Raw genomic sequence first — 25265 nt, 5'->3', positions numbered from 1 at the left:
GATTACGTTGCCCAAACACCATGTCCGAACTGCACCTCCAACTGCTGGCAGAGCCGCTGTGGCCGCTGCTGAACAAGTTTTACCGCAGCCATAACTCGTCGATGAAGGCGCTCAAGGGCGGGCGCTTGTGGGTGGCGCGCGACGGCGAGATTGTCGCCGGGCTGTGCCTGACGCCTGTGGTGGGCGGGCAATGGTTGACCGGCGTGTTTGTCGACCCGGCCTATCGCGGCCACGGGTTGGCGGCGCGGTTGATCGCTGCGGCAGTGGCCGATGTGGAAGGTACGGTGTGGCTGCTGTGTCATCCGGAGCTGGAAGGCTTGTATCAGCGCATGGGGTTTACCCAGGCAACCACCCTGCCTCAATCCCTGAGTGAGCGTCTGGTGCGCTATAAACGCAACAAACCAATGATCGCAATGGGCTTAGAACCGTTAGTGAGGACCACTGCGGATAATGTGTGATCGCCCCGTGCAAGGCCCGTGCTAGCCTCGACAGCACAGTGGCCCCTTACAGGATGATCATGAAAAACACGCTTGCAGCGCTGTCTCTTACCGCCCTCCTCGCTCCGGCTTTAAGCCAGGCAGCAGAGGCGCCGATTACCGCCGAGCAATACGCCAGCGTGTTGGCCGGCAGTTGGCGCGACCCGGCCAACAGCGCGCGTGACGGTTACCGCCACCCGCAGCAAACCCTGGAGTTCTTTGGCCTGAGCGCCAACCAGAGCGTGATCGAAATCACCCCGGGCGGCGGTTGGTTCAGCGAAATACTCGCGCCGCTGCTCAAGGACCACGGGCATTACATCGCCGCCGTGCAAGCCGCCAGCACTAGCGCTTATGCTGCGACGTCCGAACAGAACCTGAAAAACAAATTCGCCGCCGACCCTGCGCGCTATGCCAAGGCCGAAGTCGTCGAGTTCAACCCCAAAGCTCCGGTGTTCGGCAAACCGGCTTCGGTGGACGCCGTGCTGACCTTTCGCAATGTGCATAACTGGGTAGACGCGGGCACCGCACCGGCGACTTTCAGCGCGTTTTACACCGTGCTCAAACCCGGCGGTGTGCTGGGCGTGGAAGATCACCGGGCCAAGGACGGCGCGGACCTGGAAGCGATCAAGGACAGCGGCTACCTGACCACGGCGCAAGTGGTGAAGCTGGCGACGGACGCCGGGTTCAAGCTGGCCGGGCAAAGCGAGGTGAATGCCAACCCCAAGGACACCAAGGACTACCCGGGCGGCGTGTGGACGTTGCCGCCGTCGTTGCGGTATGGGGAGCAGGATAAGGCCAGGTATCTGGCGATCGGCGAGTCGGATCGGATGACGTTGCGGTTTATCAAACCCGTCAAATAGTTCGGTTGAAGTGCAATCCAAATGTGGGAGCGGGCTTGTGTGGGAGCTGGCTTGCCTGCGATGCAGGCACCTCGGTTTATCAGTGTCACCGAGGCGATGCTATCGCAGGCAAGCCAGCTCCCACCCAAGCCCAGCTCCCACATTTTTATCTCAGTGTGCCTGAGGGTTACTCGTCAGCGTTTGGGTCCATATCCGGGAACATCACTTCGATAAACCCGAACTTGCTGAAGTCGGTAATCCGCGAGGGGTACAGACGGCCGATCAGGTGATCGCACTCATGTTGCACCACCCGCGCATGGAAGCCGTCGGCAACGCGCACGATCGGCTCGCCCTTGGGGTCGAAACCTTCGTAGCGAATCTGCTGGTAACGATCCACCGCACCGCGCAGGCCGGGCACCGACAGGCAACCTTCGTAGCCTTCTTCCAGTACCGGGCTGAGCGGCGTGATCAGCGGGTTGATCAGGATGGTCTGCGGCACCGGCGGCGCGTCCGGGTAGCGTTCGCTGGCCTCGAAACCGAAGATCACCAACTGCAGGTCCACACCAATCTGCGGGGCGGCCAGGCCGACACCGCCGACGTGTTCCATGGTCTGGAACATGTCATCAATCAATTGCCACAGCTCAGGGCTGTCGAACATTTCCGGCGGAACCGGTGACGCGATGCGCAGCAGGCGTTCGTCGCCCATTTTCAGGATTTCACGGATCATCGATCAGACTTCATCGGTAGTGGGCTTGGAGTGGTCCCGGCCGAGGCCTGAGACGTGTTGTTTCTCACCTGCGTGGCTGTCTTCATCGAATTCCTTTTCCCCTGGGTCCTTGCCTTCGGCCGACATATGCTCGATCACGGCATTCATCTCCGCGCCGAGCAACAACACGGCGGCGGAAATATAGAAGTACAGGAGCAGGACGATGATCGCACCGATACTGCCATACATGGCGTTGTAGTCAGCAAAGGTTTTGACGTAATAACCAAAGCCCAGTGAGGCGATGATCCACACCACCACGGCCAGTACCGAGCCTGGGGTGATAAAGCGGAATTTCTGCTCAACATCGGGCATCACGTAGTACATCAGGGCCACGGCGAACATCAGCAGAATCACGATCAAGGGCCAGCGCAGGATGGTCCACAGCGTGACCACGAATTCCTGCATGCCGATCTGCCCGGCGAGCCATTCCATCACCTGCGGCCCGAGCACCATCAACGCCGCGGCGGCCAGCAGCATGCCGGCAATGCCGACGGTGTAGAAGATCGACAGCGGGAAGCGCTTCCAGATCGGCCGGCCTTCGACCACGTCGTAGGCGGCGTTCATTGCGCTCATCATCAGGCGTACACCGGCCGAGGCGGTCCACAGCGCGATCACGATACCCACCGAGAGCAAACCGCCCTTGGACTGCTGCAACTGGTCGATCACCGGGTTGACCTGCTCCAGCGCCTGGGGCGGCAACACCAGTTCCGACTGCATGCGCAGCCAGGTGAAAAAGTCCGGCAAGTGCAGGAAACCGATCAGGGCAATCAGGAACAGCAGAAAGGGAAACAGCGAAAACAGCATCTGGTAGGCCAGTGCCGAGGCGTAGGTGGGCATTTCGTCATCGACGAATTCCTTGACGGTGCGCACCAGCACTTTGTGAAGCTTGAGGCCGTCTAGTACCGGAAAAATCATAGCGTCTCCTTTCGCCGCAAAAGGGTGAGGTCGTGGGCGACTCAGGGGCCGTTTTCTACATCAAAGTAGCCCATTTGGCGACTTTGAAACAATTTCCAAACTTTAGTTGCACGCTTCACACAAAAACGGCCATCCGTGGATGGCCGTCGGGCTGCGTGAATCCAGCCGGCGATTGAGTCTTACTTGACGGCTTTTTTTACCGCATCTTTGGTGTCGCCGACGGCTTTCTGCACTTCGCCTTTCTTTTCCTGAACCACGCCTTCTGCGCGCAGTTTGTCGTTGCCAGTCACTTTGCCAACGCCCTGCTTGATGTTACCAACGGCTTCGTTGGCCAAACCTTTTGCCTTATCCGATGTGCTGCTCATGGTATTTCTCCGAAAGAACAATCAAGGGTTTTGGTCATTACCTAAAGATTGACCGGCGGCCGTTCGGCAGAGTTTCAATTATTTTTCAGCGCGCATTTCATCGCAGCGAACAGGTTTGGCTTTATGTTTTGCCGCCAACCCACGAGAATGCCCGGCACATTCAGGCTATAACGCTGAATAACAGATCCCGTAGGAAGGTTATGAAACTCAATAAAGCACAGGCCATCGCCCGCAGAAACCAGGAACTGGGCGGTGCCGTACTCGGCGTCAACAACTGCCACTTCACCGACCTGGACAGCAAACGCAACATCTGGTGGTTCGACCTGCCGCTGGTGCGCATTGGTGTGGGCCAGTACGAGTGGGTTCACTTGTTGATGCACAACGCTGAAACTGACCAGTTGTTGCACCTGAAGGTGCCGACGGCGTTCCTGCGCGAACACATCGAAGGGCTGGTGGTGCGTAATGCGGGCAAGCGCAAGCCGGAGATTACCCTGGAGCTGAGCGCGGATAAGGATTCGTTCTTGAAGGATGTGCGCCCGGCCGGTGCTGGCGTGGGCTTTGCGCAGTTTGCCCTGTAACAACTCGATTAAAACATATGGGAGCTGGCTTGCCTGCGATGGCGGTGGGTCAGTTAGCACTACTGTGACGGGTGTACCGCTATCGCAGGCAAGCCAGCTCCCACATTTGGACTGCATTCCAGTTCATGCCAAAAAAAACCCCGCATCAGCGGGGTTTTTTATCGGTTACTTTTTAAGGCCGAGCTTCTTCAGCTCTTCATCACGCAACTCACGGCGCAGGATCTTGCCCACGTTGGTGGTCGGCAATGCATCGCGGAATTCCACGGCCCTGGGCACTTTGTAGCCGGTGACGTTGGCGCGCATGTGTTCCATCACTTGGTCCTTGGTCAGGGTCGCGCCTGGCTTGACCACGATAAAGATCTTGATGTGCTCACCGGATTTTTCATCCGGCACACCGATGGCCGCACATTGCAGCACGCCCGGCAAGGTTGTCAGCACGTCTTCCAGCTCGTTGGGGTAGACGTTGAAACCGGAGACCAGAATCATGTCTTTCTTGCGGTCGACAATGCGGATGTAGCCGTCTTGCTGGATGATCGCGATGTCACCGGTCTTCAACCAGCCTTCGCTGTCGAGCATTTCGGCGGTGGAGTCGTCGCGCAACCAGTAGCCCTTCATCACCTGCGGGCCTTTCACACACAGCTCGCCGGTTTCGCCCAGTGCCAATTCGGTGCCGTCGTCGGCGATGACTTTGCACAGGGTAGAAGGCACCGGAATGCCGATGGTGCCGATCTGGATATGCTGGATCGGGTTGACGGTGGCCACCGGGCTGGTCTCGGTCATGCCGTAACCTTCACAGATGCCACAACCGGTCACAGCTTTCCAGCGCTCGGCCGCCGCCAGTTGCAGGGCCATGCCGCCCGACAAGGTGACTTTGAGCGCGGAGAAGTCCAGCTTGCGGAACGCCTCGTTATTGCACAGCGCCACGAACAAGGTGTTGAGGCCGACAAACCCGCTGAACTTCCACTTCGACAGCTCCTTGACCATCGCCGGCAGGTCGCGCGGGTTGCTGATCAGGATGTTGTGGTTGCCGATGAGCATCATCGCCATGCAATGAAAGGTGAACGCATAGATGTGGTACAGCGGCAGCGGCGTGATCAGGATCTCGCAGCCTTCGTTGAGGTTGGAGCCCATCAGCGCCTTGCACTGCAGCATGTTGGCGACGAGGTTGCGGTGGGTGAGCATCGCGCCCTTGGCCACGCCGGTGGTGCCACCGGTGTATTGCAGCACGGCCACATCGCCGCTGGCGGGGCTGGCATCGTTGACCGGTTGACCGTGCCCCTTGGCCAGCACGTCGTTGAACTTGATCGCCTTGGGCAGGTGATAGGCCGGGACCATTTTCTTCACGTACTTGATGACGCTGTTGATCAGCAGCCGCTTGAACGGCGATAACAGGTCAGCAACTTCGGTGACGATCACGTGCTTGACGGCGGTCTTGGGCACGACTTTTTCAGCCAGGTGCGCCATGTTCGCCAGGCAAACCAGGGCCTTGGCCCCGGAATCATTGAATTGGTGTTCCATTTCCCGCGCGGTGTACAGCGGGTTGGTATTGACCACGATCAGCCCCGCACGGATGGCACCGAACACGGCCACCGGGTATTGCAGGACATTGGGCAGTTGCACGGCGATTCGATCGCCCGGCTTCAAGTCGGTATGCTGTTGCAGATAGGCGGCGAACGCGCCGGACAATTCGTACAGTTCACCGTAGGTGATGGTCTTGCCCAGGTTGCTGAAAGCCGGTTTGTCGGCGAAGCGCTGGCAGGACTGTTTCAGTACCGCCTGAATATTCTGATACTCGTCTGGATTGATGTCTGCAGCAATCCCGGCGGGGTACTTATCCTTCCAAAAGTCTTCGTTCATGGAAGCCCACTCCTCAGCGACGCGAATTCATCATCGCATTTGATGCGATTATTATTGGTGTATGTTTTTTTAGGTGAGTCTGGCGCTTTCAAGCAGGCCGAGAAGTCACAAAGCGCGCCGAGAGTAGCAGCTTTGCCAAGGGCCGCCTAGAGCCAAAAGAAGGCCCTACAGTCATAAACATGACTCAAGAATATCTAATGGTCATTTTTAGAGCAAAGATTCTATAAGCCAGGAAATCGCTCTGGAATGGGCCTTACAGAGCGATAAACAGCAATGTGGGAGCTGGCTTGCCTGCGATAGCGGTGATTCAGCCGATAAATCGGGTGACTGATACATCGCTATCGCAGGCAAGCCAGCTCCCACATTTTTTATTGCATTTCACATCAGGCGATGTCGCGCAGCTCCCTGCGCAAAATCTTGCCTACCGGCGTCATCGGCAGCGACTCACGCAACACAATGTGCTTGGGCACCTTGTACCCGGTGAAGTTGGTTTTGCAGTACGCCTTTAATTCATCAACGCTCACGCCCTGGGCGCGCGCCACTACAAACAGTTTCACCGCCTCGCCGGTGCGTTCGTCCGGTACGCCGATTACCGCGCAGTTGGCCACGGCTGGATGCGCCATCACCACGTCTTCAATCTCGTTGGGGTACACATTGAAGCCCGAGACGATGATCAGGTCTTTCTTGCGATCGACGATGCTGACAAAACCATCGGTGTCGATCACCGCAATATCACCGGTTTTCAGCCAGCCTTCGGCGTCCAGGGTTTCGGCGGTGGCCACGGGTTGCTGCCAGTAACCCTTCATCACCTGCGGGCCTTTGATGCACAGCTCGCCGCGCTCGCCCAAGGGCAGCTCGCGGCCTTCATCATCAATCACTTTCATCGCCGTGCCCGGCACCGGTATGCCCACGGTGCCCAGCCGCGACTGGTTGCCGTAGGGGTTGGTGCTGGCCACCGGCGAAGTTTCGGTGAGGCCGTAGCCTTCGCCGATGGAGCAACCGGTGAGTGCCTTCCAGCGCTCGGCGGTGGCCTTGACCAGCGCGGTGCCACCGGAGTTGGTGATCTTGAGATGGGAGAAATCCAGGGTCTTGAAGTCGGGGTGATCCATCAGTGCCACGAACAGCGTGTTCAGCCCGAGCAGGCAGGAGAACCGCCACTTTTTCAGCTCCTTGATAAACCCGCCGATGTCACGCGGGTTGGTGATCAGCACGTTGTGGTTGCCGGTCACCATCATGCACATGCAATTCGCGGTGAAGGCATAGATGTGGTACAGCGGCAGCGGCGCGATCATCACCTCCTGCCCTTCCTTCACCAGCGGCTGGCCATCGTCGGTGACCTGGGACATGCACGCCCGCGCCTGCTGCATATTCGCCACCAGGTTGCCGTGGGTGAGCATCGCGCCCTTGGCCAGGCCGGTGGTGCCGCCGGTGTATTGCAGCACGGCGATATCATCCAGGGTCACCGGGTGGCGAACCACCGCCTGGCCCGCGCCCATGCGCAAGGCGCGCTTGAACGACACCGCACGTGGCAGGTGGTAGGCCGGGACCATTTTCTTGACCTTGTCGACCACGGTATTGACCAGCCAGCCTTTGGCGGCGGGCATGAAGTCGCCCATCCTGGCTTCGATCAGGTAGTCGAGCTCGGTGTCGGTGCACACGTCCTGCACCCGCGAGCCGAACAGGTTGAGGTAGACCAGCGCGCGCACGCCGGCGTCCTTGAACTGGTGGCGCATCTCACGCGGGGTGTACAGCGGGTTGGTATTGACCACGATCAACCCGGCGCGCAAAGCACCGAACACGGCAATTGGGTAATGCAGCACGTTGGGCATCTGTACCGCGATGCGCTCGCCAGGCTTGAGGTCGGTGTGGTTTTGCAGGTAGCCGGCGAACGCGGCACTTTGGCGCTCAAGCTCGGCGTAGGTCAGGGTGATGCCCATGTTGCTGAACGCCGGACGGTCGGCAAAGGCTTTGCAGGAGCGTTCAAAGACTTCGATCACCGATTTGTAGGTCGTGAGGTCGATGTCATTGGGAACGCCCGCCGCGCGTTTGTCATTCCAGAAATCAGGTTGCATTATTCTTGTCCTCGTACCTGAGTGTGTCCGGCCGCTTTCTCATTGATATAAAAAGCGGAGCTTTGGGGACGTTAGCAGCTATGGCCAAACAGGCAAATACGCGCAACTGTGTCATTTATTGTATGAATCTTGCCCCTAACGTGTAGGCAGATACACCGGACCCGGCCAGATGAGCTATACACTGCAACGACCCTGAGCAAAGGAAGCGCTATGAACCACAGCACCTTCTGGCTGACCGCGAATGACCGCAGCCGCCTGTACGTCAATCAATGGCTGCCGGACGGGCCCGCCAAGGCCATGATCATGCTGTCCCACGGCATGGCCGAACACAGCGGGCGCTATGCGCGCCTGGCCGAAGCCCTGTGCGCAGCCGGCTACGGGCTGTACGCACTCGACCAGCGCGGCCATGGCCGCACTGCCGATGAAGGCACGCTGGGGCTGTACGCCGAAAAGGATGGCTGGAACAAAGTGGTGGGCGACCTCGCCAGCCTCAACCAGCACATCGGCCAGCAGCAGCCGGGCCTGCCGATCATCTTGCTGGGCCACAGCATGGGCAGCTATATCGCCCAGGCGTACCTGTTGCACCACAGTGCGAGCCTGGATGGGGCGATTCTCAGCGGTTCGAATTTCCAGCCGGTGGCGCTGTACCGCGCCGCCGGCGTCATTGCCCGCCTGGAGCGCGCGCGCCAAGGCCTGCGCGGGCGCAGTGCATTGATCGACTTTTTGTCGTTCGGCTCATTCAACAAGGCATTCAAGCCTAACCGCACCGCGTTCGACTGGCTCAGCCGCGACCCGCTGGAGGTGGACAAGTACATCAACGATCCGCTGTGCGGCTTTCGCTGCACCAACCAGTTGTGGATCGACTTACTGGGTGGCTTGCAGCAGATCAGCAAAGCGTCCAACCTCGCACAGATCGATCCGGGCCTGCCCATTATGGTAATCGGCGGCGAATGTGATCCGGTGAGTGAAGGCAAACGTCTCAAAAGCCTGGCCCACGCCCTGCGTGAGGCCGGCTGCCAGAACCTGCAATTGACTATCTACCCGCAGGCGCGTCATGAAGTGTTCAACGAAACCAACCGCGATGAAGTGACAGCGGATTTGCTGAAGTGGCTCGACCAGGCCCTGACGTTACGCAGGCCAGCGCGCTGCGAATAACTTTTTCCTTTAAAATCAGCTTATTAAATTACCGATTAGCCACAGGATGCACCTTTAGATGAGCCAGGTCACCAACACCCCATACGAAGCCCTCGAAGTCGGCCAGACCGCCAGCTACAGCAAGACCGTTGAAGAGCGCGATATCCAGCTGTTCGCGGCGATGTCCGGCGACCACAACCCGGTGCACCTGGATGCGGAGTACGCCAAGGCGACCATGTTCAAGGAGCGTATCGCCCACGGCATGTTCAGCGGCGCACTGATCAGTGCAGCGGTAGCCTGCGAGCTGCCTGGGCCGGGCACTATCTACATCGGCCAGCAGATGAGCTTCCAGAAGCCGGTGAAAATCGGCGACACCTTGACCGTGCGCCTGGAGATTCTGGAGAAAATGCCCAAGTTTCGCGTGCGCATCGCCACCCGCGTATTCAACCAGCGCGATGAGCTGGTGGTGGACGGCGAGGCGGAAATTCTCGCGCCGCGCAAGCAGCAAGTGGTGACATTGACCGAGTTGCCGCCGATCAGCATTGGCTGATAAAAATCTCAAAATCTATACAAAGCAAATGTGGGGGCTGACTTGCCTGCGATACAGACACCTCGGTATATAAATTACACCGGGGTGATGCTATCGCAGGCAAGCCAGCTCCCACATTCAGTTACAGCATAGGCAGTTACAGCATAAGCAATTACAGCAATGTGCTTACGACTGAGCGCGAGCCTGGTTACGCAGGGCTTTCACCTGGTCGTGGTTACGTTGTGCGCCGTGGAACTGACGCTCAACCAGGTCACGAATACCCAGCAGGTTGTGCTTGTTGATCTTCTCGATCGCGTCCTTGTAAGCCTTAAGGGCGTGGTCTTCACCGCGCTCGGCTTCGTTCAGCACCGCCTCTTCATCTTTACCGGTGACCAGCGACTTCACGTCGACCCAGCCACGGTGCAGAGCACCGGCAACCGAACCGGATTCTTCCGGATCGCCACCCAGGGCACGTACGGCTGTTTGCAGCTCGGCTGCGGCAGTGGCGCAGTCAGCAGAGCGCTTAGCGAACAGCGCTTTCAATTCTGGGTGCTTAATATCTTCAGCGCAGGTTTTGAAGCCTTCTTGGCCGTCTTTGCTGGTCTCGATCAGGTCGTTGAGTACGGAGATCGATTCTTTATTGATGTCAGTCATTTTTCAATTCCTTGTGCGGGTTAGAAGGTTGTCTTAATGATTGCAGCGCCCGTGCCAGGTTTTGAAAAATTAATTTATTCATATATTTCATGCAGTTACGAAATATTGAACCATCTGTATCTACGTTATTTGCATGATCTGTCATTTGGCCTTCATGCAGAATGCCTGTATTTTCCAAGCACAGACGCCAACCCTTGAAGCCCATGAACCCCGAAAAACTCGAATTGCTGATCACCCGCCAAATGCCCTTCGGCAAGTACAAGGGACGCATCATCGCCGACCTGCCCGGCCCTTACCTGAATTGGTTCGCCCGTGAAGGCTTTCCTCACGGCGAGCTGGGCGGTTTGCTGGCCTTGATGCAGGAAATCGACCACAACGGCCTGTCTGAACTGCTGGAGCCGCTGCGCGTAAAACACGGCAAACCTGCCCCCCGTCATTAAAGAGCGCACGCTATGCCAAGGAATGCAGACAACGAACGTCGCTGGCACGCCTTCGCCCAGCGCTACGAGCTGGAGCCCGGCCCGATCAACCTGGAAAACGGTTACTTCGGGCGCATGAGCCGTGCTGTACAGGCGCAGTATCTGGAGCATGTTGCGTTTATCAACCGCAGCAATTCGCTGTATGTGCGTCAGCGCTTCGAGCAGGGTGAGAACGTCGAGATCCGTCGCCAACTGGCCGGGCTGATCGATGCAGACCCCGACGCCATCGCCTTCACCCGCAACGCCACCGAGGCATTACAGTCGCTGATCCGTAACTACAACGGCCTGCGGCCGGGCGATCAGGTGCTGATCAGTGATCTGGAGTACGACACGGTCAAAGGCGCCATGCGCTGGTTGGCCAGTGTTCGCGGCGTGGAAGTCGTCGAACTTGCCCACGACCACCCGGCCGGTTTCGACAGCCTGGTGCAGACCTATCGCGATGCGTTCGCGCAGTACCCGCGCCTGAAGCTGATGGCGCTGACCCATGTCACCCACCGCACCGGCCTGGTGATGCCTGTCGAAGCGATTGCCAAGGCAGCGCGTGAGCATGGCGTGGACGTGATTCTGGATGGCGCCCATGCGTTGGGCCAGATTGAATTCAACCTCACCGAGCTGGGCATTCAGTTCGCCGGGTTCAACCTGCATAAATGGATCGGTGCGCCGCTGACCCTGGGCTTTCTGTATATCGCCCCGGAGCGCCTGGCCGATATCGACCCGGACATGGGCGAGTTTCACTACCCCGCCAGCGACGTGCGTGCGCGCACGTCCTACAGCACGCCGAATTTTCCAGCGTTGATGACCTTGCCGTTGGTGCTGGAGGAACATCGCAACCTCGGCGGCTCGGCGGCCAAGGGCGCGCGGGTCAATTACCTGCGGGATCGCTGGGTGAGCCAGGTGCGTGGGTTGCCGGGAATTGAGGTGCTGACACCGGATGATCCGCGGCTGTATTGCGCGATTACGGCGTTCAAGTTTACTGGGCGGGATCAGCACGAGATGGCGGACCGATTGCTCAAGGAGTACGACCTGTTTACCACCACGCGCACGGGGGCGGCGTTTGGAACCTGTATTCGGGTGACGCCTGGCCTCGTGACCTCGGCGGCGGACATCGATGTGCTGGTTAACGCAATAACTGAGTTAAGCACGGACTAAAACTGTGGGAGCTGGCTTGCCTGCGATAGCGGTGCATCAGTAGAAATATCCTAACCTGACCCACCGCAATCGCAGGCAAGCCAGCTCCCACATTTGGACCTCTGTGAACCTCAAGGTTTTTTGCAGGCAAAAAAAAGCGGTACACCGACCAAGTGCACCGCAAAAATGCCGTTAAGCACAGCAACAACGATTCGGTAAATCAGTTCAGTCCAGCAGCGCCAGCGCCTGCGCGGTGACTTCCTGGATGCGGGCCCAGTCGCCGTTCTTGACCCATTCAGGGTCCAGCATCCAGCTACCGCCCACGCACATCACGTTTTTCAACGCCATGTAGTTTTTGATGTTGGCCGGGCCAACGCCGCCGGTTGGGCAGAATTTGACTTCGCCGAACGGGCCGCCCAGGGCCTTGATTGCAGCCACGCCGCCGCTGACTTCAGCCGGGAACAGCTTGAAGCGGCGATAACCCAGGCCATAGCCTTCCATGATGCCGGAGGCATTGCTGATGCCCGGCAGCAGCGGGATCGGGCTGTGCACCGAGGCTTCCAGCAGGTCGCGGGTAATGCCGGGGGTGACGATAAATTGCGAACCGGCCACCTCGGCCGCTTCGAGCATATGGCGGTCGAGTACGGTGCCGGCACCGGTGCACAGTTCAGGGCGCTGCTCGCGCAGTACCTGAATGGCCTTGAGGCCGAACTCGGAGCGCAGGGTCACTTCCAATGCGGTCAAACCGCCGGCTGCCAGGGCATCGGCCAGCGGCAGGATGTCCTGTTCGCGGGCGATGGTGATCACCGGCAGGATCCGCGCCCTGGCGCAGAGGCTGTCGATCAGGGCAACTTTGTCCGCCATGGACACGGTCGGTTGAGGGCTTTTCATAGCGGCTGATCCTTGGCTCATGGGCACCAGTAAATCTCTAAAGTAGGTTGCAAAAACGCGCGAATCGGCATGGCAGCAACGTCGTCACTGGCCAGCGCGGCGCTCAAGGTGGTCAATTTCGAACTGCCGGAAATCGACAGCACGGTGTAATGGGCAGTGGCCAGCAGCGCGCGACTCATGGTCAGGCGCTGGTGCGGCACGGTCGGCGCCAGCATCGGCCAGCAACGGCGCGTGCCGTCGGGCTTGAGCGCCTCGCCCAGGTTGGGGCTGTTGGGGAACAGCGATGCGGTGTGGCCGTCATCGCCCATGCCGAGCACCAGCACATCAATAGCAGGCAGCTCTGCCAACTGGCGATCGGCCAGTTCGGCGGCGTCTTCAAGGTTCGCGGCAACGTTGTATAGGCTGAGGAACCTGGCCTTGGCCGCCGGGCCCTGGAGCAAATACTTTTTCAACAGGCCGGCATTGCTGTCGGCGTGTTCCACCGGTACCCAGCGCTCGTCGGCCAGGGTGATGGTGACCTTGGACCAGTCCAGGCCTTGTTTGGCCAGGTTCTGAAAAAACGCCACGGGGCTGCGGCCACCGGACACTACCAGGGTCGCTTCGCCACGGGCACTGATGGCCGCGCGCAGTTGCTCGGCCACGTCATTGGCCAGGCCATCGGCCAGCAACACCGGCGTGCGGTACTCATGGGCTGTCACGCCCTGAGGCAGTTTCAATTCAGATATCGCCATACCACGACCTCCCATCCCGCGTGATCAGTGCAATCGAGCTCATCGGCCCCCAGGAACCCGCCGCATACGGCTTGGGCGCATCACCGGATTTTTTCCACCCGGCGATCAACTGGTCACACCACTTCCACGCGGCTTCGATCTCATCTTTGCGAACAAACAGGTTCTGATTGCCGCGCATTACTTCCAGCAACAACCGCTCGTAGGCATCGGGAATCCGCGCGCTGCGATAGGTATCGGAAAAATTCAGTTGCAGCGGGCCGCTGCGCAGTTGCATGCCCTTGTCCAGGCCTTGCTCTTTGGTCATCACACGCAAGGAAATACCTTCGTCCGGCTGCAGGCGGATGATCAGTTTGTTGCTGATCTGCAGGCGCTGCTCGGGGGCGAAGATGTAGTGGGACGGTTCCTTGAAGTGGATGACGATCTGCGACAGCTTTTGCGGCATGCGTTTACCGGTGCGCAGGTAAAACGGCACGCCGGCCCAACGCCAGTTGCGAATATCGGCACGCAGGGCGACAAACGTCTCGGTGTCGCTCTGGGTGTTGGAATTTTCTTCTTCCAGGTAGCCCGGCACCGGCTTGCCGGCGCTGTAGCCGGCGATGTACTGGCCGCGTACTACCTGGGTCGTCAGGCCTTCCGGGCTGATCGGCGCCAGCGCCTTGAGCACCTTGACCTTCTCGTCACGGATGCTGTCGGCGGACAGGTCGGCCGGTGGGTCCATGGCGATCAGGCACAGCAGTTGGAGCAGGTGATTCTGGATCATGTCGCGCAGTTGGCCGGCCTTGTCGAAGTAACCCCAACGGCCTTCGATACCGACCTGCTCGGCCACGGTGATTTCCACGTGGGAAATGTAATGCTGGTTCCACTGGGTTTCGAACAGGCTGTTGGCGAAACGCAGCGCGATCAGGTTCTGGACGGTCTCTTTGCCCAGGTAGTGGTCGATGCGATAGGTGCGGTTTTCCGGGAAAAACTGCGCCACGGCGTCGTTGACCTTGCGCGAGGACTCCAGGTCCGAGCCGATGGGTTTTTCCAGCACCACGCGGGTGTTGTCCGCCAGGCCGACCCTGGCGAGGTTCTCGCAGATCGCGCCATACACCGCCGCCGGGGTGGCGAAATAGGCGATCAGGCGTTGTTCGGCCCCGACCTTTTCGGCCAGGGCGACATAATCGGCGGCGTTCATGAAGTCGACGTGCACATAGGCCAGACGCGCCAGGAAGCGCGCGGCCACGGCCTCATCGAGTTCCTTGCCGACGTATTTACGCAGTTCTTTTTCGATATGGGCCAGGTGCTCCTGCTCGGAACCGGCTTCGCGGGCCAGGCCCAGGATGCGCGTATCGTCGTGCAGCAGCCCGGCGCCATCGAGTTGGTAGAGGGCAGGAAATAACTTGCGCAGCGCCAGATCACCCAAGGCGCCAAACAGGGCAAAGGTGCAGGGTTCTACGGTTATCGAAGGCATGATGTTTGTTCTTTTATCAAGTTAAGCTACAAATACCTTTTTTCAAGGCATCACTCAAGGAAAAATGTAGTAATAACCACAACATTTTCCCGAAATACGCATTCCGAGTGGTGGTGTTCAGCTACCCTCAGTAGGATAGGCCACCGCAAAGGGCCACTCGTCGATTGGTTACCGCCCTTTATTTGCATCGTCGCCCGAAGGAAAGACTGAATGGACCGCGTGCGAAATCTTCTGGAACAGATCCGGAACCGCCTCGAAGAATTGAACAAGGCCGAGAAAAAAGTCGCCGAGGTCATCCTGCAAAACCCACAGCAGGCAACCCGCTTCTCGATCGCCGCCCTCGCCCAAGCCGCCTCGGTCAGTGAACCGACGGTCAACCGTTTCTGCCGTTCGTTCGGCGTCAGCGGTTACCCTGAACTTAAATTGCAGCTGGCGCAAAGTTTGGCCAGTGGTGCGGCGTATGTCAGCCGCGCCGTGGAAGCCGATGATAACCCTGAGGCCTACACCCAGAAGATCTTTGGCAGCGCCATTGCCTCCCTGGACAGTGCGTGCCAGGCCCTCGACCCGGCACTGATCAGCAAGGCCGTGGATTTGTTGATCCAGGCGCGGCAGATCCATTTTTTCGGCCTCGGCGCTTCGGCACCGGTGGCCATGGATGCGCTGCACAAGTTCTTCCGCTTCAACCTGGCCGTCACTGCCCATGCCGACGTGCTGATGCAACGCATGATCGCGTCTGTGGCGCATACGGGCGAGCTGTTCGTGATCATTTCCTACACCGGGCGCACCCGCGAGCTGGTGGAAGTGGCGCGTATCGCCCGGGAAAACGGCGCGTCGGTGCTGGGCGTAACTGCCGAGAATTCGCCGTTGGCCAAGGCCAGTACCGTGAGCCTGAACATCCCGCTGCCGGAAGACACCGACATCTACATGCCGATGACGTCGCGGATCATTCAGCTAACGGTGCTGGACGTGCTGGCCACCGGCATGACCTTGCGTCGCGGGGTGGATTTCCAGCCGCATCTGCGCAAGATCAAAGAGAGCTTGAATGACAGCCGGTATCCGGTGGGGGATGAGTTTAACTAGCAGCAATCTCCACTAGCAGTACCGACCCTATCGCAGGCACGCCAGCGCCCACAGTGAGCCGAGCTGCCCATTTGGAATGCATTTCCCCTGTGGGAGCTGGCTTGCCTGCGATAGCGCCATAAGCTCCACCACTAAACCCCGGCCCGCGCCTGCAAGCTCAAATGCGCCCGCTCCCCCGGCGCCAGACTGGCTGCCGCCATCGCCGACTCCACACACACAAACCCCGACGCCTCGTTAAAGCTCACGCCCAACAACGGCCGGCTGCCTGGATGCCACACCACCGTGTCAGCACTGTCGCCGGTGTCGATGCACAGCTCGCGTTGCCAGGCGTGGTCCTTGAGCTGCAATTCACCCTCATGCTGGAACACCCGCTGGCAGCCGCCGTCTACCCGCAGCTCGCCTTCCTGCTGGCAAACCTGGCGACTGAGCTGGTCATAACCTTGCGCGCCATCGAGCCCAGACAGCGCTATCTCGTCGACGTGACCAATACGCCAGTAAGCGTGCAACGCATGGCTCAACTGGCATGGCAACTCGTCCTGGTGCTCGGTGCTCAGGCGCAACTCAAGGGTTTCGCCCAGGTGCGCGTGCAGATCGACCTGCCAGTCGCACAGCTGCAATTGCCAGTGCAGGCGCACGCCGTCGTCTTCGGTGCTGCTGTCGAGCAGTTTCCAGTCGATCAGCCGCGCCCAGCCATGGGACGGCCACGCGTTCTCGCTCGGATGGCGCCCATACCACGGCCAGCACACCGGCACGCCGCCACGGATGGCGCCGACCTGGGGCCACTTGGCCGCGCACCACAGCCAGGGTTTCTGGCCGGTGGGCTGAAAGTGCAGCAACTGCGCGCCCTGGCGACTGAACACCGCCTGGCACAGCGGATGGTCGATCACCAACACGTCGCGCATCTGAAAGCGCTCCCAGGCGAACACCGGTTGTTCACGCAGGGATTTGAAAAAGCGTTGCAGCGGATGCTCATGCATGTGCCACGGTCCTGGAATTCAATGTCGCTCAAACCTTGGTTCCCCTTGTGGGAGCTGGCTTGCCTGCGATGCGGGCGACTCGGTTTGTCTGAACGACCGAGGCGCTGCGATCGCAGGCAAGCCAGCTCCCACAAAGGTTGTGCAGTGCTGCCCAAAAAAAGCGGGTAGCCATGGCTACCCGCAAAATGCGCACAGAGAGAAGGAGCTTATCGCAACAGCGTTAGAACGTAGACTGAATTTTCAGGCCCGCTACCAGCGCGTTGTCGACTTCTTTTACACCGCCCGGGTTTTTGACGTATTGCAGGTTCGGGCGTACGGTCAGCCAGTTGGTGACGTGGAAACCGTAGTTGAGTTCGACGTTGTACTCGGTGTTACGCAGCGGGGCGAAACCCGCCTGGTCGTAATCGGTAAAACCGCCTGAAGCATTGAGCAGTTCAGCGGTTTTCTTCACGTCGCTGTTGGCATGGATACGCGAAACACCGATACCCACGTCATCTTTGGCACGTGCGTCAAATGGCCCTTTATACACAAGCATCAACGACTGGTAGTTGTCGACCAGGTTGGTGTCTTTGTCGTGGAAGGTCACGTTGGCCGCGATGTTCAAGCCGCGCGAAGCATCGCCATTGTGAGTGGTGAGTTGCTGTTGCAGAACGCCCCAGTAACCGCTTTTGCTGCTGCGAACCCGGAAGGCTGCGCCGGTGGTGCCAGCATCGTTACCGTTGACGTCTTCACGTACGTCGGTAGCGTCGGCGGTGCTCTTGTAGTAACCCACACGGTATTCGCCTGGCAGGCCATTGACCTTCGGCGACCAAACCAATTCCACCGGCAATACGGTGCCCTTGGTGCCGCTGCCGCTGAGTTTGAAGCCGTTGCCGTGTTCCAGCTGCGACGGGTTCTGGTTGTATGCACCGATTTGCGCATACAGCTCAGGCGTGATGTTGTACTTCACGCGGATCGCCGCCTGGCTGACCGGCCAGTTGTACCAGGTGTTGACGTAGTTACCGACTTGCGAGCCGCAGAACGACAGGTTCTGGAAATCGCACGGGAAGGTGTTGAAGTCTTCGCCTTCGCCGAAGTAACCGAGTTTCACGTCCAACTTGTTGTCGAACATCTGGTGCTGGATCCAGAACTGGGTCAGACGCACCATGTGGCCACGGCCATCGACTTCTTGAGACGAACTCAAGGTGCCGGCACGCGGGTCACCAATACGGTCATTGGAGATGTTCGCACCATTACGATTGGTCAACTGGATCTTGGCCTGGGTGTTATCCCAGCCCCACAGCTTTTGCAGATCCAGCGCTACGCCCAGACCAAACTGGTCAGCGTAACGAGCAGTTTTGTCGTTGTTGTAGCCACCGTGCAGGTTGCCACCGACTTCCCCTACGTAGTCAGCCTTGATGTCGATACCTTGCTCGATCAGCTTGGTACGCTCGCCACCCCAATCGCCGGTCATCCACTTGGAATCGGCGCTGAATGCATCGGCCGCCATCGCATTGGCGGACAATACCAGGGCTGCTGCTGCTGACAGTTGGCAGATCAGCCGAGTGTTGTTGTGTTGCTTTTTCATCCCTACATCCTCGTCTTTATTGTTATTAAACTGTTTTTATCTAACGCGGGTTACATTTTTATCTAAAACAATAACTTATCTGCTTCAGCGGCCTTTGAATTGGGCCACATTGTCGGCATGCCCGTGTGCAGGCAATGAGGCAGCAGTGCCCAGGCGTTCGCCGGTTTTGGCGTCGAACAGCAAGACCTTGGACGGGTCAAATTGCAGGGTCAGCGTCTCGCCCACCTGCGGTGCCACGTCGGGCGCCAGGCGGCAGCAGACTTTGGTGTCGTTGAGCTGCACGAATACCAGGGTGTCCGGGCCGGTTGGCTCGGTAACCTGGACTTCGGCACGAATGCTCGAAGCACTGTCGCCCTCGCCGTTCGCCAACATGATCTGCTCCGGGCGCAGGCCCAGGATCACGTCGCGGTCTTCCAGGCCGGCATCGCTGACGTTAAGTGCCAACTCGCAACGCGCCTGGCCACTGTCGAGCAGCGCCACCAGGCGCCCGTCCTTGCGCTGCAGGCGCAGTGGCACGAAGTTCATCGGCGGCGAGCCGATAAAGCTCGCCACGAACTGGTTGGCCGGGTTGGTGTAGATGTCTTTGGGCGTGCCGAACTGCTGAATGATGCCGTCCTTCATGACCGCCACTTTGTCGCCCAGGGTCATCGCTTCGATCTGGTCGTGGGTGACGTACACCGTGGTGGTTTTCAGGCGCTGGTGCATCAGTTTCATTTCGGTGCGCATCTCGACGCGCAGTTTGGCGTCGAGGTTGGACAGCGGTTCGTCGAACAGGTAGATCTTCGGCCGCCGTGCCAGGGCGCGGCCCATGGCCACACGCTGTTGCTGGCCACCGGAAAGCTGGCCCGGCTTGCGATTAAGCAGGTGCTCGATCTGCAGCAGCTTGGCCACCCGCGCTACTTCAGCGTCGATATCGGCCTGGGGCATCTTGCGGATCTTGAGGCCGAACTCGATGTTCTCGCGCACGCTCATGGTCGGGTACAGCGCGTAGGACTGGAACACCATGGCGATGTCACGGTCCTTGGGGCTCATGCCGCTCACGTCCTGGTCGCCGATCATGATGGCGCCGCCGGTGATGGTCTCAAGGCCGGCAATGCAGTTCATCAAGGTCGATTTACCGCAACCCGAAGGGCCGACCAGAATCAGGAACTCGCCCTCTTTGATCGACAGTTCGATGTTCTTCAAGGTGTCGGGCAGGCCGGCGCCATAGGTCTTGTTTACATTGCGAAGTTCAAGCGTAGCCATGATTACCCCTTGACCGCGCCGGCCGTGAGGCCGCGCACGAAATACTTGCCTGCGATCACATAGACCAGCAGGGTCGGCAGCCCGGCGATCATCGCCGCCGCCATATCCACGTTATATTCCTTGGCCCCGGTGCTGGTGTTGACCAGGTTGTTCAGCGCCACCGTAATGGGCTGCGAGTCGCCGCTGGAGAACACCACACCAAACAGGAAGTCGTTCCAGATCTGAGTGAACTGCCAGATCAGGCAGACCATGATGATCGGCGTCGACATCGGCAGAATGATCTGACGGAAGATGGTGAAGAAACCTGCACCGTCCAGCCGTGCCGCCTTGATCAGCGCGTCAGGAATGCTCACGTAGTAGTTACGGAAAAACAGTGTAGTAAACGCCAACCCGTAGACCACGTGCACAAACACCAGGCCCGTGGTGGTACTGGCCAGGCCCATCTTGCCGAGGGTGAACGATGCCGGCAGCAGCACGGTCTGGAACGGCAGGAAGCAGCCGAACAACAGCAGGCCGAAGAACAGCTGCGAGCCTTTGAAGCGCCAGAACGACAGCACATAGCCGTTCAACGCGCCGATGGCGGTGGAGATCAGTACCGCCGGAACGGTGATCTTGATCGAGTTCCAGAAGTAACCGTCAACCGTGGCCCAGGCCTTGACCCAGCCGATGCCGGTGACCACGGTCGGCCAGCTCAGCAGGTTGCCGGTGCTGATGTCTTCCGGGGTTTTGAAGCTGGTCAGCAGCATCACCACCAGCGGCACCAGGTACAGCAGCACGGCGAGGATCAGCACCGCGTAGATCGCGATGCGACTCAGGCTGATGGCAGGTTTGGAGGCGAGACTAGTCATTGCGCTTGGTCCTCAGCTCGGAATACAGGTAAGGCACGATGATCGCGAGGATCGCGCCGAGCATCAGGATTGCACTGGCCGAGCCCATTCCCATCTGGCCACGGCTGAAGGTGAACGAGTACATGAACATTGCCGGCAAATCGGACGAGTAGCCCGGGCCGCCGGCGGTCATGGCCGCTACCAGGTCGAAGCTCTTGATCGCGATGTGCGCGAGGATCATCACCGCGCTAAAGAACACCGGGCGCAGGCTTGGCAGCACCACGCTCCAGTAGATACGCGGCAGGCTGGCACCGTCGATCTGGGCGGCGCGCACGATCGACTGATCAACGCCACGCAGGCCGGCCAGGAACATCGCCATGATGAAGCCCGAGGCTTGCCACACAGCGGCAATCACCAGGCAGTAGACCACGCGGTCGGGGTCGATCAGCCAGTCGAGACGGAAGCCTTCCCAGCCCCAATCACGCAGAAGTTTGTCCAGGCCCATGCCCGGGTTGAGCAGCCATTTCCACGCCGTACCGGTCACGATCATCGAGAGCGCCATCGGGTACAGGTAAATGGTGCGGATAAAACCTTCGCGGCGGATCTTCTGGTCGAGGAAAATCGCCAGCGTCACACCGATCACCAAAGTGATGCCGATAAACATCCCGCCGAACAGCGCCAGGTTCTTGCTCGCCACCCACCAACGGTCGTTGTCGAACAACCGCGCGTATTGCGCAAGACCGGCCCATTTGTAGCTGGGCAGGAACGTGGACGTGGTGAACGACAGCACGAATGTCCACAGGATGTAGCCGTAGAAGCCCACCAGTACGATGAACATGCTCGGTGCCAGCACCAGTTTAGGTAGCCAGCGCTGCAGCGCATCGAACGGCGAGGCCTTGCTGAACACAGCAACAGAACTCATGGGAAAATCCAGTACAGGGAAAAAAGACTACAGAAGCAAGCCTTGTGAGGGGTCAGGGGGTTTCCCCTCACAAGGACCAGCCGTGCTAACCGTTACTTGGCAGACTTGATCGCAGCGCCGAGTTTCTTGGCGGTGTCGGCCGGGTCGGCTTTCGGGTCGTTGATGTAGTTGGTCACGACATCAAAGAACGCGCCTTGTACCGCCAGGGTAGTGGCCATGTTGTGGGCCATACTTGGCTGCAGGCCACCGGATTTGGCGTCCGCCAGGAAGTCTTTGGCAGCGGTCTGAGCGCAGGAGTCGAAACCGAGCTTGTCCATTTCATTGAGCATGTCGGTACGAACCGGGATCGAGCCTTTGTTGATGCTGAAGACTTTCTGGAAGTTTTCACCCAACACGACTTTGGCGATGTCCTTCTGACCTTCCTGGGTGCCTTTGTCTTTAACCTTGAACACCGCCAGGGAGTCGATGTTGTAGGTAAAGGCTTTGTCGGTGCCCGGGAAAGCTACGCACTCGTAGTCTTTGCCGGCGACTTTCTTGGCGGCAGTCCACTCGGACTTGGCCCAGTCACCCATGATCTGCATGCCGGCCTTGCCGTTGATGACTTTGCCGGCTTCCAGGTTCCAGTCCTGGCCTTTGCCGTCGACGTCCATATAGGTCGCGACCTTTTTCAGCTCAGTCAGGGCCTTGACCATTTGCGGGCCGGTCAGCGCGTCGTTATCCAGGTCAACCAGGGCTTTCTTGTAGCCATCAGCCCCCATCACCGACAGTACGACCGCTTCGAATACGGTACTGTCCTGCCAAGGCTGGCCACCGTGGGCGAGCGGGATGAAGCCTGCGGCTTTTAGCTTGTCGCCGGCTGCGTAGAATTCTTCGAGGGTGGTCGGTTTTTTGGTGATACCGGCTTTCTTGAAGACTTCCGGGTTGATCCACAGCCAGTTAACGCGGTGAATGTTGACCGGTACGGCAACGTAGTTACCTTCGTACTTCACGGTATCGGAGACTTTTTTGTCGAGCAGCGAGTCCCACTTTTCTTCTTTGGCGACGTCTTTGAGCACGTCGGTGTCGAGCAAGCCAGTAGACGCCCATTCCTGGATGTCCGGGCCTTTGATCTGGGCAACGCCGGGCGGGTTACCCGCGACTGCGCGGCTTTTCAGCACAGTCATTGCAGTGGCGCCACCGCCACCGGCGACGGCACCGTCTTTCCAGACGAAGCCATCTTTCTCAACTTGAGCCTTCAGTACGTCCACTGCTGCTTTTTCACCGCCTGAGGTCCACCAATGCACAACTTCAACCGTCCCTTTCGATTCGGCGGCAAATGCACTGAGGGGAAACAACGAGGCAATGGAAATAGCAACGGCGAGGCGATTAATCGCGTTCATCTGAATACCTTTTCTTGTTGTTATGCATGCAAGTCTAGAGCTTGCGCTGCACGGAGTTTAAACATGGATTTTTAGCGCGCAGGTAACAAAGGGATGCACAAATGTCACCACTTGGTGACATAACGCCCTTGGCCCAACGCACTGGTCATACTCGGTGCCAAGGGCAGTACAGGCAGTACGACCGCTTGCCAGGCATGGTACAGGTCCGGCTTGCCACCCCAGATCTTGCTGCTGGGCTGGTTGTGCGGGCTGAGTTCGTGGTGCCAGCTGCCGTTGATACGGTCGATAAAGTGGCTTTCACAAAACTCCCAGAAGCGCCGATACCAGGTTTCGTAATGCAGCTCGCCGGTGCGTTTGAGCAAGGCCTGGGCCGCCGCGCTGGCTTCGGCGTGGGTCCAGTGCAAGCGCTCGCGCACCACCGGGCGGTGGTTCCAGTCCAGGGTGTAGACAATGCCGGGAGCGCCGTCTACGGCCCACGCGTACTCGCAGGCGCTGGCGAACAGGCCACGGGCGTCGGTCACCAGCCAGTCCGGTGTGGCCAGCCCGGCTTGCAGGCGTGCGGCTTCTAGGTGCAGTACCAACCGTGCCCATTCGAAACCATGGCCGGGGGTGATGCCGTACGGGCGGAAGCCATCGGCAGGGTTGTCTTCGTTGTAGCCGAGCAAGGGTTGCCAGTGGGTGTCGAAATGCTCGATCACCATGAACTGGTTGCCGGCAGCGTGAGTGTGGATAACGCGCTCGACAATGCGCAGCGCGCGGTCCAGCCAGCGTGTTTCACCGGTGACATCGGCCAGTGCCAGGAAGGCTTCGGTGGCGTGCATATTGCTGTTGGCGCCGCGATACGCTTCGACGCCGCTCCAGTCCTGGGCGAAGGACTCGAGCATCACGCCCTCCTCCTCGCTCCAGAAGAACTGGTCGATGATATGCACGGCGTCGTTGAGCAGGTTTTGCGCTCCGGGCGCGCCGGCCACTACGGCAGAGCTGGCAGCCAGGGCAACAAAAGCATGCAGGTAAGCGGCTTTGCCACGGTTGCCATCCAGGGCGTTGGGCGCGGCGAACCAGCCGCCGTGCTCACTGTCGCGCAAGGGGCCACTGAGGGCGGCAACACCATGGGCAATCAGGTCGGCATAACCCGGCAAACCCATGGCGTGGGCCATGGCAAAGCTGTGGGTCATGCGCGCAGTGTTCATGGTTTCGGCGTGGGCGTCGGCCGGCAGCTGGCCTTGGTCGTCAAGGTTGCCGAAGCCGTCCGGCAGACGTGAAGCTTTGGCGAACGCCAGCAGGCGTTGGCCTTCACTGACGAGCCAGGCGTGATGGGCAGGTGCGTTCAGCCAACTGCTGGCAGGCAGTGGTTGCATGGTCATGGGTAGCCCTTTTTAGTTTTTGTGGGATGACCGGAGTCTAAACAAGGGCGCGATGGGGGCAAGTAACGAAGGGGAGGGGAAATGTCACAAGGCTGTGACATTGATCGTTCCCACGCTCTGCGTGGTAATGCAGCCTGTGGCGCTCTGCGCCACAGCGGGACGCGGAGCGTCCATGGCGGCATTCCCACGCAGAGCGTGGGAACGATCATTGGCCCAGCGGGGTGACCCGCGCGGGCGCGTTGAGCTTTTGGTTCAGGTTCTGCACCTGGCTCTGCAAGGTGGTGATGTTGCGCGTGGTCTGGATGCGGAACACGTCGAACTCTTTATTGGTTGGCGCATCACTGTTGGCGGGCTGGTTTTCCTGCGCGCTTTTAAGCACCACCAGGTCTTGTTCCAGACGGGCGATGGCGGCGCTCGGGTTGCCTTGTTTCTTCAGGGCAGCCACATCGGCGGACAGCTCCTTGACGTCCCCCTGCGCCGCCTTGAGCGTGGCCACGGCCTCGGTCAACGCCTGCACCTGGCCCTGGAGCCTGGCATTCGCGCTCGACAGCTCGGTGGTGCTGGCGCTCATCTGTGCCAGGCGTTGGTCGAGTTCAGTCGCCTGCCCGACCACGCCGACTTGCTGCTTGCCTTGCTCCAGCAATTGGGTTTCCAACTGCTTGATCTGCAATTTGAGGGCTTCGCTGCCGTTGTTCACATTGGCTTCGCTGGCCACTACCTTGCCGGAAATGTCCTGCAGGCGCCCCGCCGCCTCTTCGCTGATGCGCGCAAAGCTTTCCTGGGTGGCGACCAACTGCTGGCCCATCAGGGAAATCTGCTGGAAGCTCCACCAGGCCAGCCCGGCGAAGGCGATCAGCAGCGCGCCGACCAGGGCCCACAGTGGGCCGGTGCTGGCGCTCTTGACCTTGACCACCTTGGTTGTGCGCGAGCGCACGGAGGTGGCGGGAGTGGGCTCGAAATCATCATCGTCCCCGATGTCGGCCCGCAGGCTGGGAACGTTGTCGAAATCGTCTTTGGCATCGTTACGCATGAATCAA

At 59.4% G+C, this 25265-nt stretch carries 25 protein-coding genes; 8 read left to right on the top strand and 17 right to left on the bottom strand.

Translation table 11 applies throughout. The features are described from left to right. Window positions 1-20: 20 nt before the first annotated feature. Both AOA59_RS06610 and AOA59_RS06605 read left to right on the top strand, forming a co-directional pair. Complete coding sequence (locus tag AOA59_RS06610; RefSeq protein WP_099486508.1) at window positions 21-458, top strand: GNAT family N-acetyltransferase; 438 nt, start codon at window positions 21-23, stop codon at window positions 456-458. 59 nt (window positions 459-517) lie between these two features. Next, window positions 518-1336, top strand: a complete 819-nt coding sequence (locus AOA59_RS06605) for a class I SAM-dependent methyltransferase (RefSeq protein WP_099486506.1) — start codon at window positions 518-520, stop codon at window positions 1334-1336. 166 nt (window positions 1337-1502) lie between these two features. On the opposite strand, the gene def is transcribed toward AOA59_RS06605, so the two are convergent. From def to AOA59_RS06585, 3 genes are all read right to left on the bottom strand, one after another. Continuing rightward, a complete protein-coding gene (gene def / locus AOA59_RS06595; protein WP_099486502.1) occupies window positions 1503-2042 on the bottom strand; it encodes a peptide deformylase in 540 nt (179 codons plus the stop codon). Between the two features lie 3 nt (window positions 2043-2045). Further along, complete coding sequence (locus tag AOA59_RS06590) at window positions 2046-2996, bottom strand: YihY/virulence factor BrkB family protein (protein WP_065929614.1); 951 nt, start codon at window positions 2994-2996, stop codon at window positions 2046-2048. Between the two features lie 179 nt (window positions 2997-3175). Next, window positions 3176-3361, bottom strand: a complete 186-nt coding sequence (locus tag AOA59_RS06585; RefSeq protein ID WP_003213044.1) for a CsbD family protein — start codon at window positions 3359-3361, stop codon at window positions 3176-3178. A gap of 200 nt (window positions 3362-3561) precedes the next feature. On the opposite strand from AOA59_RS06585, the gene AOA59_RS06580 reads away from it, so the two are divergent. Continuing rightward, on the top strand, window positions 3562-3939 hold the full coding sequence (locus AOA59_RS06580) for a hypothetical protein (RefSeq protein WP_017139196.1): 378 nt from the start codon (window positions 3562-3564) through the stop codon (window positions 3937-3939). 165 nt (window positions 3940-4104) lie between these two features. Here AOA59_RS06580 and fadD1 read toward each other — a convergent pair whose 3' ends face one another. After that, window positions 4105-5796, bottom strand: a complete 1692-nt coding sequence (fadD1, locus tag AOA59_RS06575) for a long-chain-fatty-acid--CoA ligase FadD1 (RefSeq protein ID WP_058421430.1) — start codon at window positions 5794-5796, stop codon at window positions 4105-4107. A 383-nt stretch (window positions 5797-6179) separates the two neighbouring features. After that, window positions 6180-7868: a long-chain-fatty-acid--CoA ligase FadD2 gene (gene fadD2, locus AOA59_RS06570; protein ID WP_065929615.1), complete on the bottom strand. Its 1689-nt coding sequence runs from the start codon at window positions 7866-7868 to the stop codon at window positions 6180-6182. Between the two features lie 210 nt (window positions 7869-8078). Here fadD2 and AOA59_RS06565 point away from each other — a divergent pair, with 210 nt between their 5' ends. Beyond that, the gene (locus AOA59_RS06565; protein ID WP_099486500.1) at window positions 8079-9023 is read left to right on the top strand and encodes an alpha/beta hydrolase; all 945 of its coding nucleotides are present in this window, start codon (window positions 8079-8081) and stop codon (window positions 9021-9023) included. A 58-nt stretch (window positions 9024-9081) separates the two neighbouring features. Then, window positions 9082-9552, top strand: coding sequence for a MaoC family dehydratase (locus AOA59_RS06560; protein ID WP_065929617.1), 471 nt, complete (start codon window positions 9082-9084; stop codon window positions 9550-9552). Between the two features lie 165 nt (window positions 9553-9717). On the opposite strand, the gene AOA59_RS06555 is transcribed toward AOA59_RS06560, so the two are convergent. Beyond that, on the bottom strand, window positions 9718-10185 hold the full coding sequence (locus tag AOA59_RS06555) for a PA2169 family four-helix-bundle protein (protein WP_099486498.1): 468 nt from the start codon (window positions 10183-10185) through the stop codon (window positions 9718-9720). 203 nt (window positions 10186-10388) lie between these two features. On the opposite strand from AOA59_RS06555, the gene AOA59_RS06550 reads away from it, so the two are divergent. Next, on the top strand, window positions 10389-10625 hold the full coding sequence (locus AOA59_RS06550; RefSeq protein WP_057704239.1) for a DUF3820 family protein: 237 nt from the start codon (window positions 10389-10391) through the stop codon (window positions 10623-10625). Between the two features lie 12 nt (window positions 10626-10637). Continuing rightward, window positions 10638-11813 (top strand): aminotransferase class V-fold PLP-dependent enzyme, encoded by a 1176-nt coding sequence (locus tag AOA59_RS06545; RefSeq protein WP_099486497.1) that lies wholly within the window; start codon window positions 10638-10640, stop codon window positions 11811-11813. 204 nt (window positions 11814-12017) lie between these two features. Here the strand turns inward: AOA59_RS06545 and AOA59_RS06540 are convergent, their stop codons facing one another. Genes AOA59_RS06540 through zwf form a run of 3 tightly spaced genes read right to left on the bottom strand, consistent with a single transcriptional unit; the run spans window position 12018 to window position 14867 of the window. Continuing rightward, complete coding sequence (locus AOA59_RS06540) at window positions 12018-12683, bottom strand: bifunctional 4-hydroxy-2-oxoglutarate aldolase/2-dehydro-3-deoxy-phosphogluconate aldolase (RefSeq protein WP_065930484.1); 666 nt, start codon at window positions 12681-12683, stop codon at window positions 12018-12020. A 17-nt stretch (window positions 12684-12700) separates the two neighbouring features. Then, window positions 12701-13414 carry a 6-phosphogluconolactonase gene (pgl, locus tag AOA59_RS06535; protein WP_065930483.1) on the bottom strand — a complete coding sequence of 238 codons (714 nt, stop codon included), beginning with the start codon at window positions 13412-13414 and terminating at the stop codon, window positions 12701-12703. Beyond that, window positions 13401-14867, bottom strand: a complete 1467-nt coding sequence (gene zwf / locus AOA59_RS06530; RefSeq protein WP_065930482.1) for a glucose-6-phosphate dehydrogenase — start codon at window positions 14865-14867, stop codon at window positions 13401-13403. The genes pgl and zwf overlap by 14 nt, the downstream gene beginning before the upstream one ends. Window positions 14868-15086: 219 nt before the next feature. Between zwf and AOA59_RS06525 the strand changes: the two genes are divergently transcribed. After that, window positions 15087-15947 (top strand): MurR/RpiR family transcriptional regulator, encoded by an 861-nt coding sequence (locus AOA59_RS06525; protein WP_169985276.1) that lies wholly within the window; start codon window positions 15087-15089, stop codon window positions 15945-15947. Between the two features lie 131 nt (window positions 15948-16078). On the opposite strand, the gene AOA59_RS06520 is transcribed toward AOA59_RS06525, so the two are convergent. From AOA59_RS06520 to AOA59_RS06485, 8 genes are all read right to left on the bottom strand, one after another. Beyond that, window positions 16079-16924, bottom strand: coding sequence for a D-hexose-6-phosphate mutarotase (locus tag AOA59_RS06520; protein ID WP_099486495.1), 846 nt, complete (start codon window positions 16922-16924; stop codon window positions 16079-16081). A gap of 220 nt (window positions 16925-17144) precedes the next feature. Further along, window positions 17145-18491 (bottom strand): carbohydrate porin, encoded by a 1347-nt coding sequence (locus AOA59_RS06515; protein WP_065930480.1) that lies wholly within the window; start codon window positions 18489-18491, stop codon window positions 17145-17147. A gap of 84 nt (window positions 18492-18575) precedes the next feature. Continuing rightward, the gene (locus AOA59_RS06510) at window positions 18576-19736 is read right to left on the bottom strand and encodes an ABC transporter ATP-binding protein (RefSeq protein ID WP_099486493.1); all 1161 of its coding nucleotides are present in this window, start codon (window positions 19734-19736) and stop codon (window positions 18576-18578) included. A gap of 2 nt (window positions 19737-19738) precedes the next feature. Beyond that, a complete protein-coding gene (locus AOA59_RS06505; protein WP_058421424.1) occupies window positions 19739-20584 on the bottom strand; it encodes a carbohydrate ABC transporter permease in 846 nt (281 codons plus the stop codon). Then, window positions 20577-21485 carry a carbohydrate ABC transporter permease gene (locus AOA59_RS06500; RefSeq protein ID WP_017139183.1) on the bottom strand — a complete coding sequence of 303 codons (909 nt, stop codon included), beginning with the start codon at window positions 21483-21485 and terminating at the stop codon, window positions 20577-20579. The genes AOA59_RS06505 and AOA59_RS06500 overlap by 8 nt, the downstream gene beginning before the upstream one ends. Window positions 21486-21577: 92 nt before the next feature. Then, window positions 21578-22864, bottom strand: a complete 1287-nt coding sequence (locus AOA59_RS06495; RefSeq protein WP_099486491.1) for an ABC transporter substrate-binding protein — start codon at window positions 22862-22864, stop codon at window positions 21578-21580. Between the two features lie 104 nt (window positions 22865-22968). Continuing rightward, window positions 22969-24228: an AGE family epimerase/isomerase gene (locus tag AOA59_RS06490; RefSeq protein WP_099486490.1), complete on the bottom strand. Its 1260-nt coding sequence runs from the start codon at window positions 24226-24228 to the stop codon at window positions 22969-22971. 205 nt (window positions 24229-24433) lie between these two features. After that, window positions 24434-25258 (bottom strand): ATPase, encoded by an 825-nt coding sequence (locus tag AOA59_RS06485; protein ID WP_099486488.1) that lies wholly within the window; start codon window positions 25256-25258, stop codon window positions 24434-24436. Window positions 25259-25265: the final 7 nt, after the last annotated feature.

The sequence above is a fragment of the Pseudomonas sp. 2822-15 genome, assembly GCF_002742515.1.
In the GTDB taxonomy this organism is placed as follows: domain Bacteria; phylum Pseudomonadota; class Gammaproteobacteria; order Pseudomonadales; family Pseudomonadaceae; genus Aquipseudomonas; species Aquipseudomonas salomonii.
The sequence above is the reverse complement of the archived record's forward strand: the minus strand, read 5'-3'. Positions and strand labels throughout refer to the sequence as shown.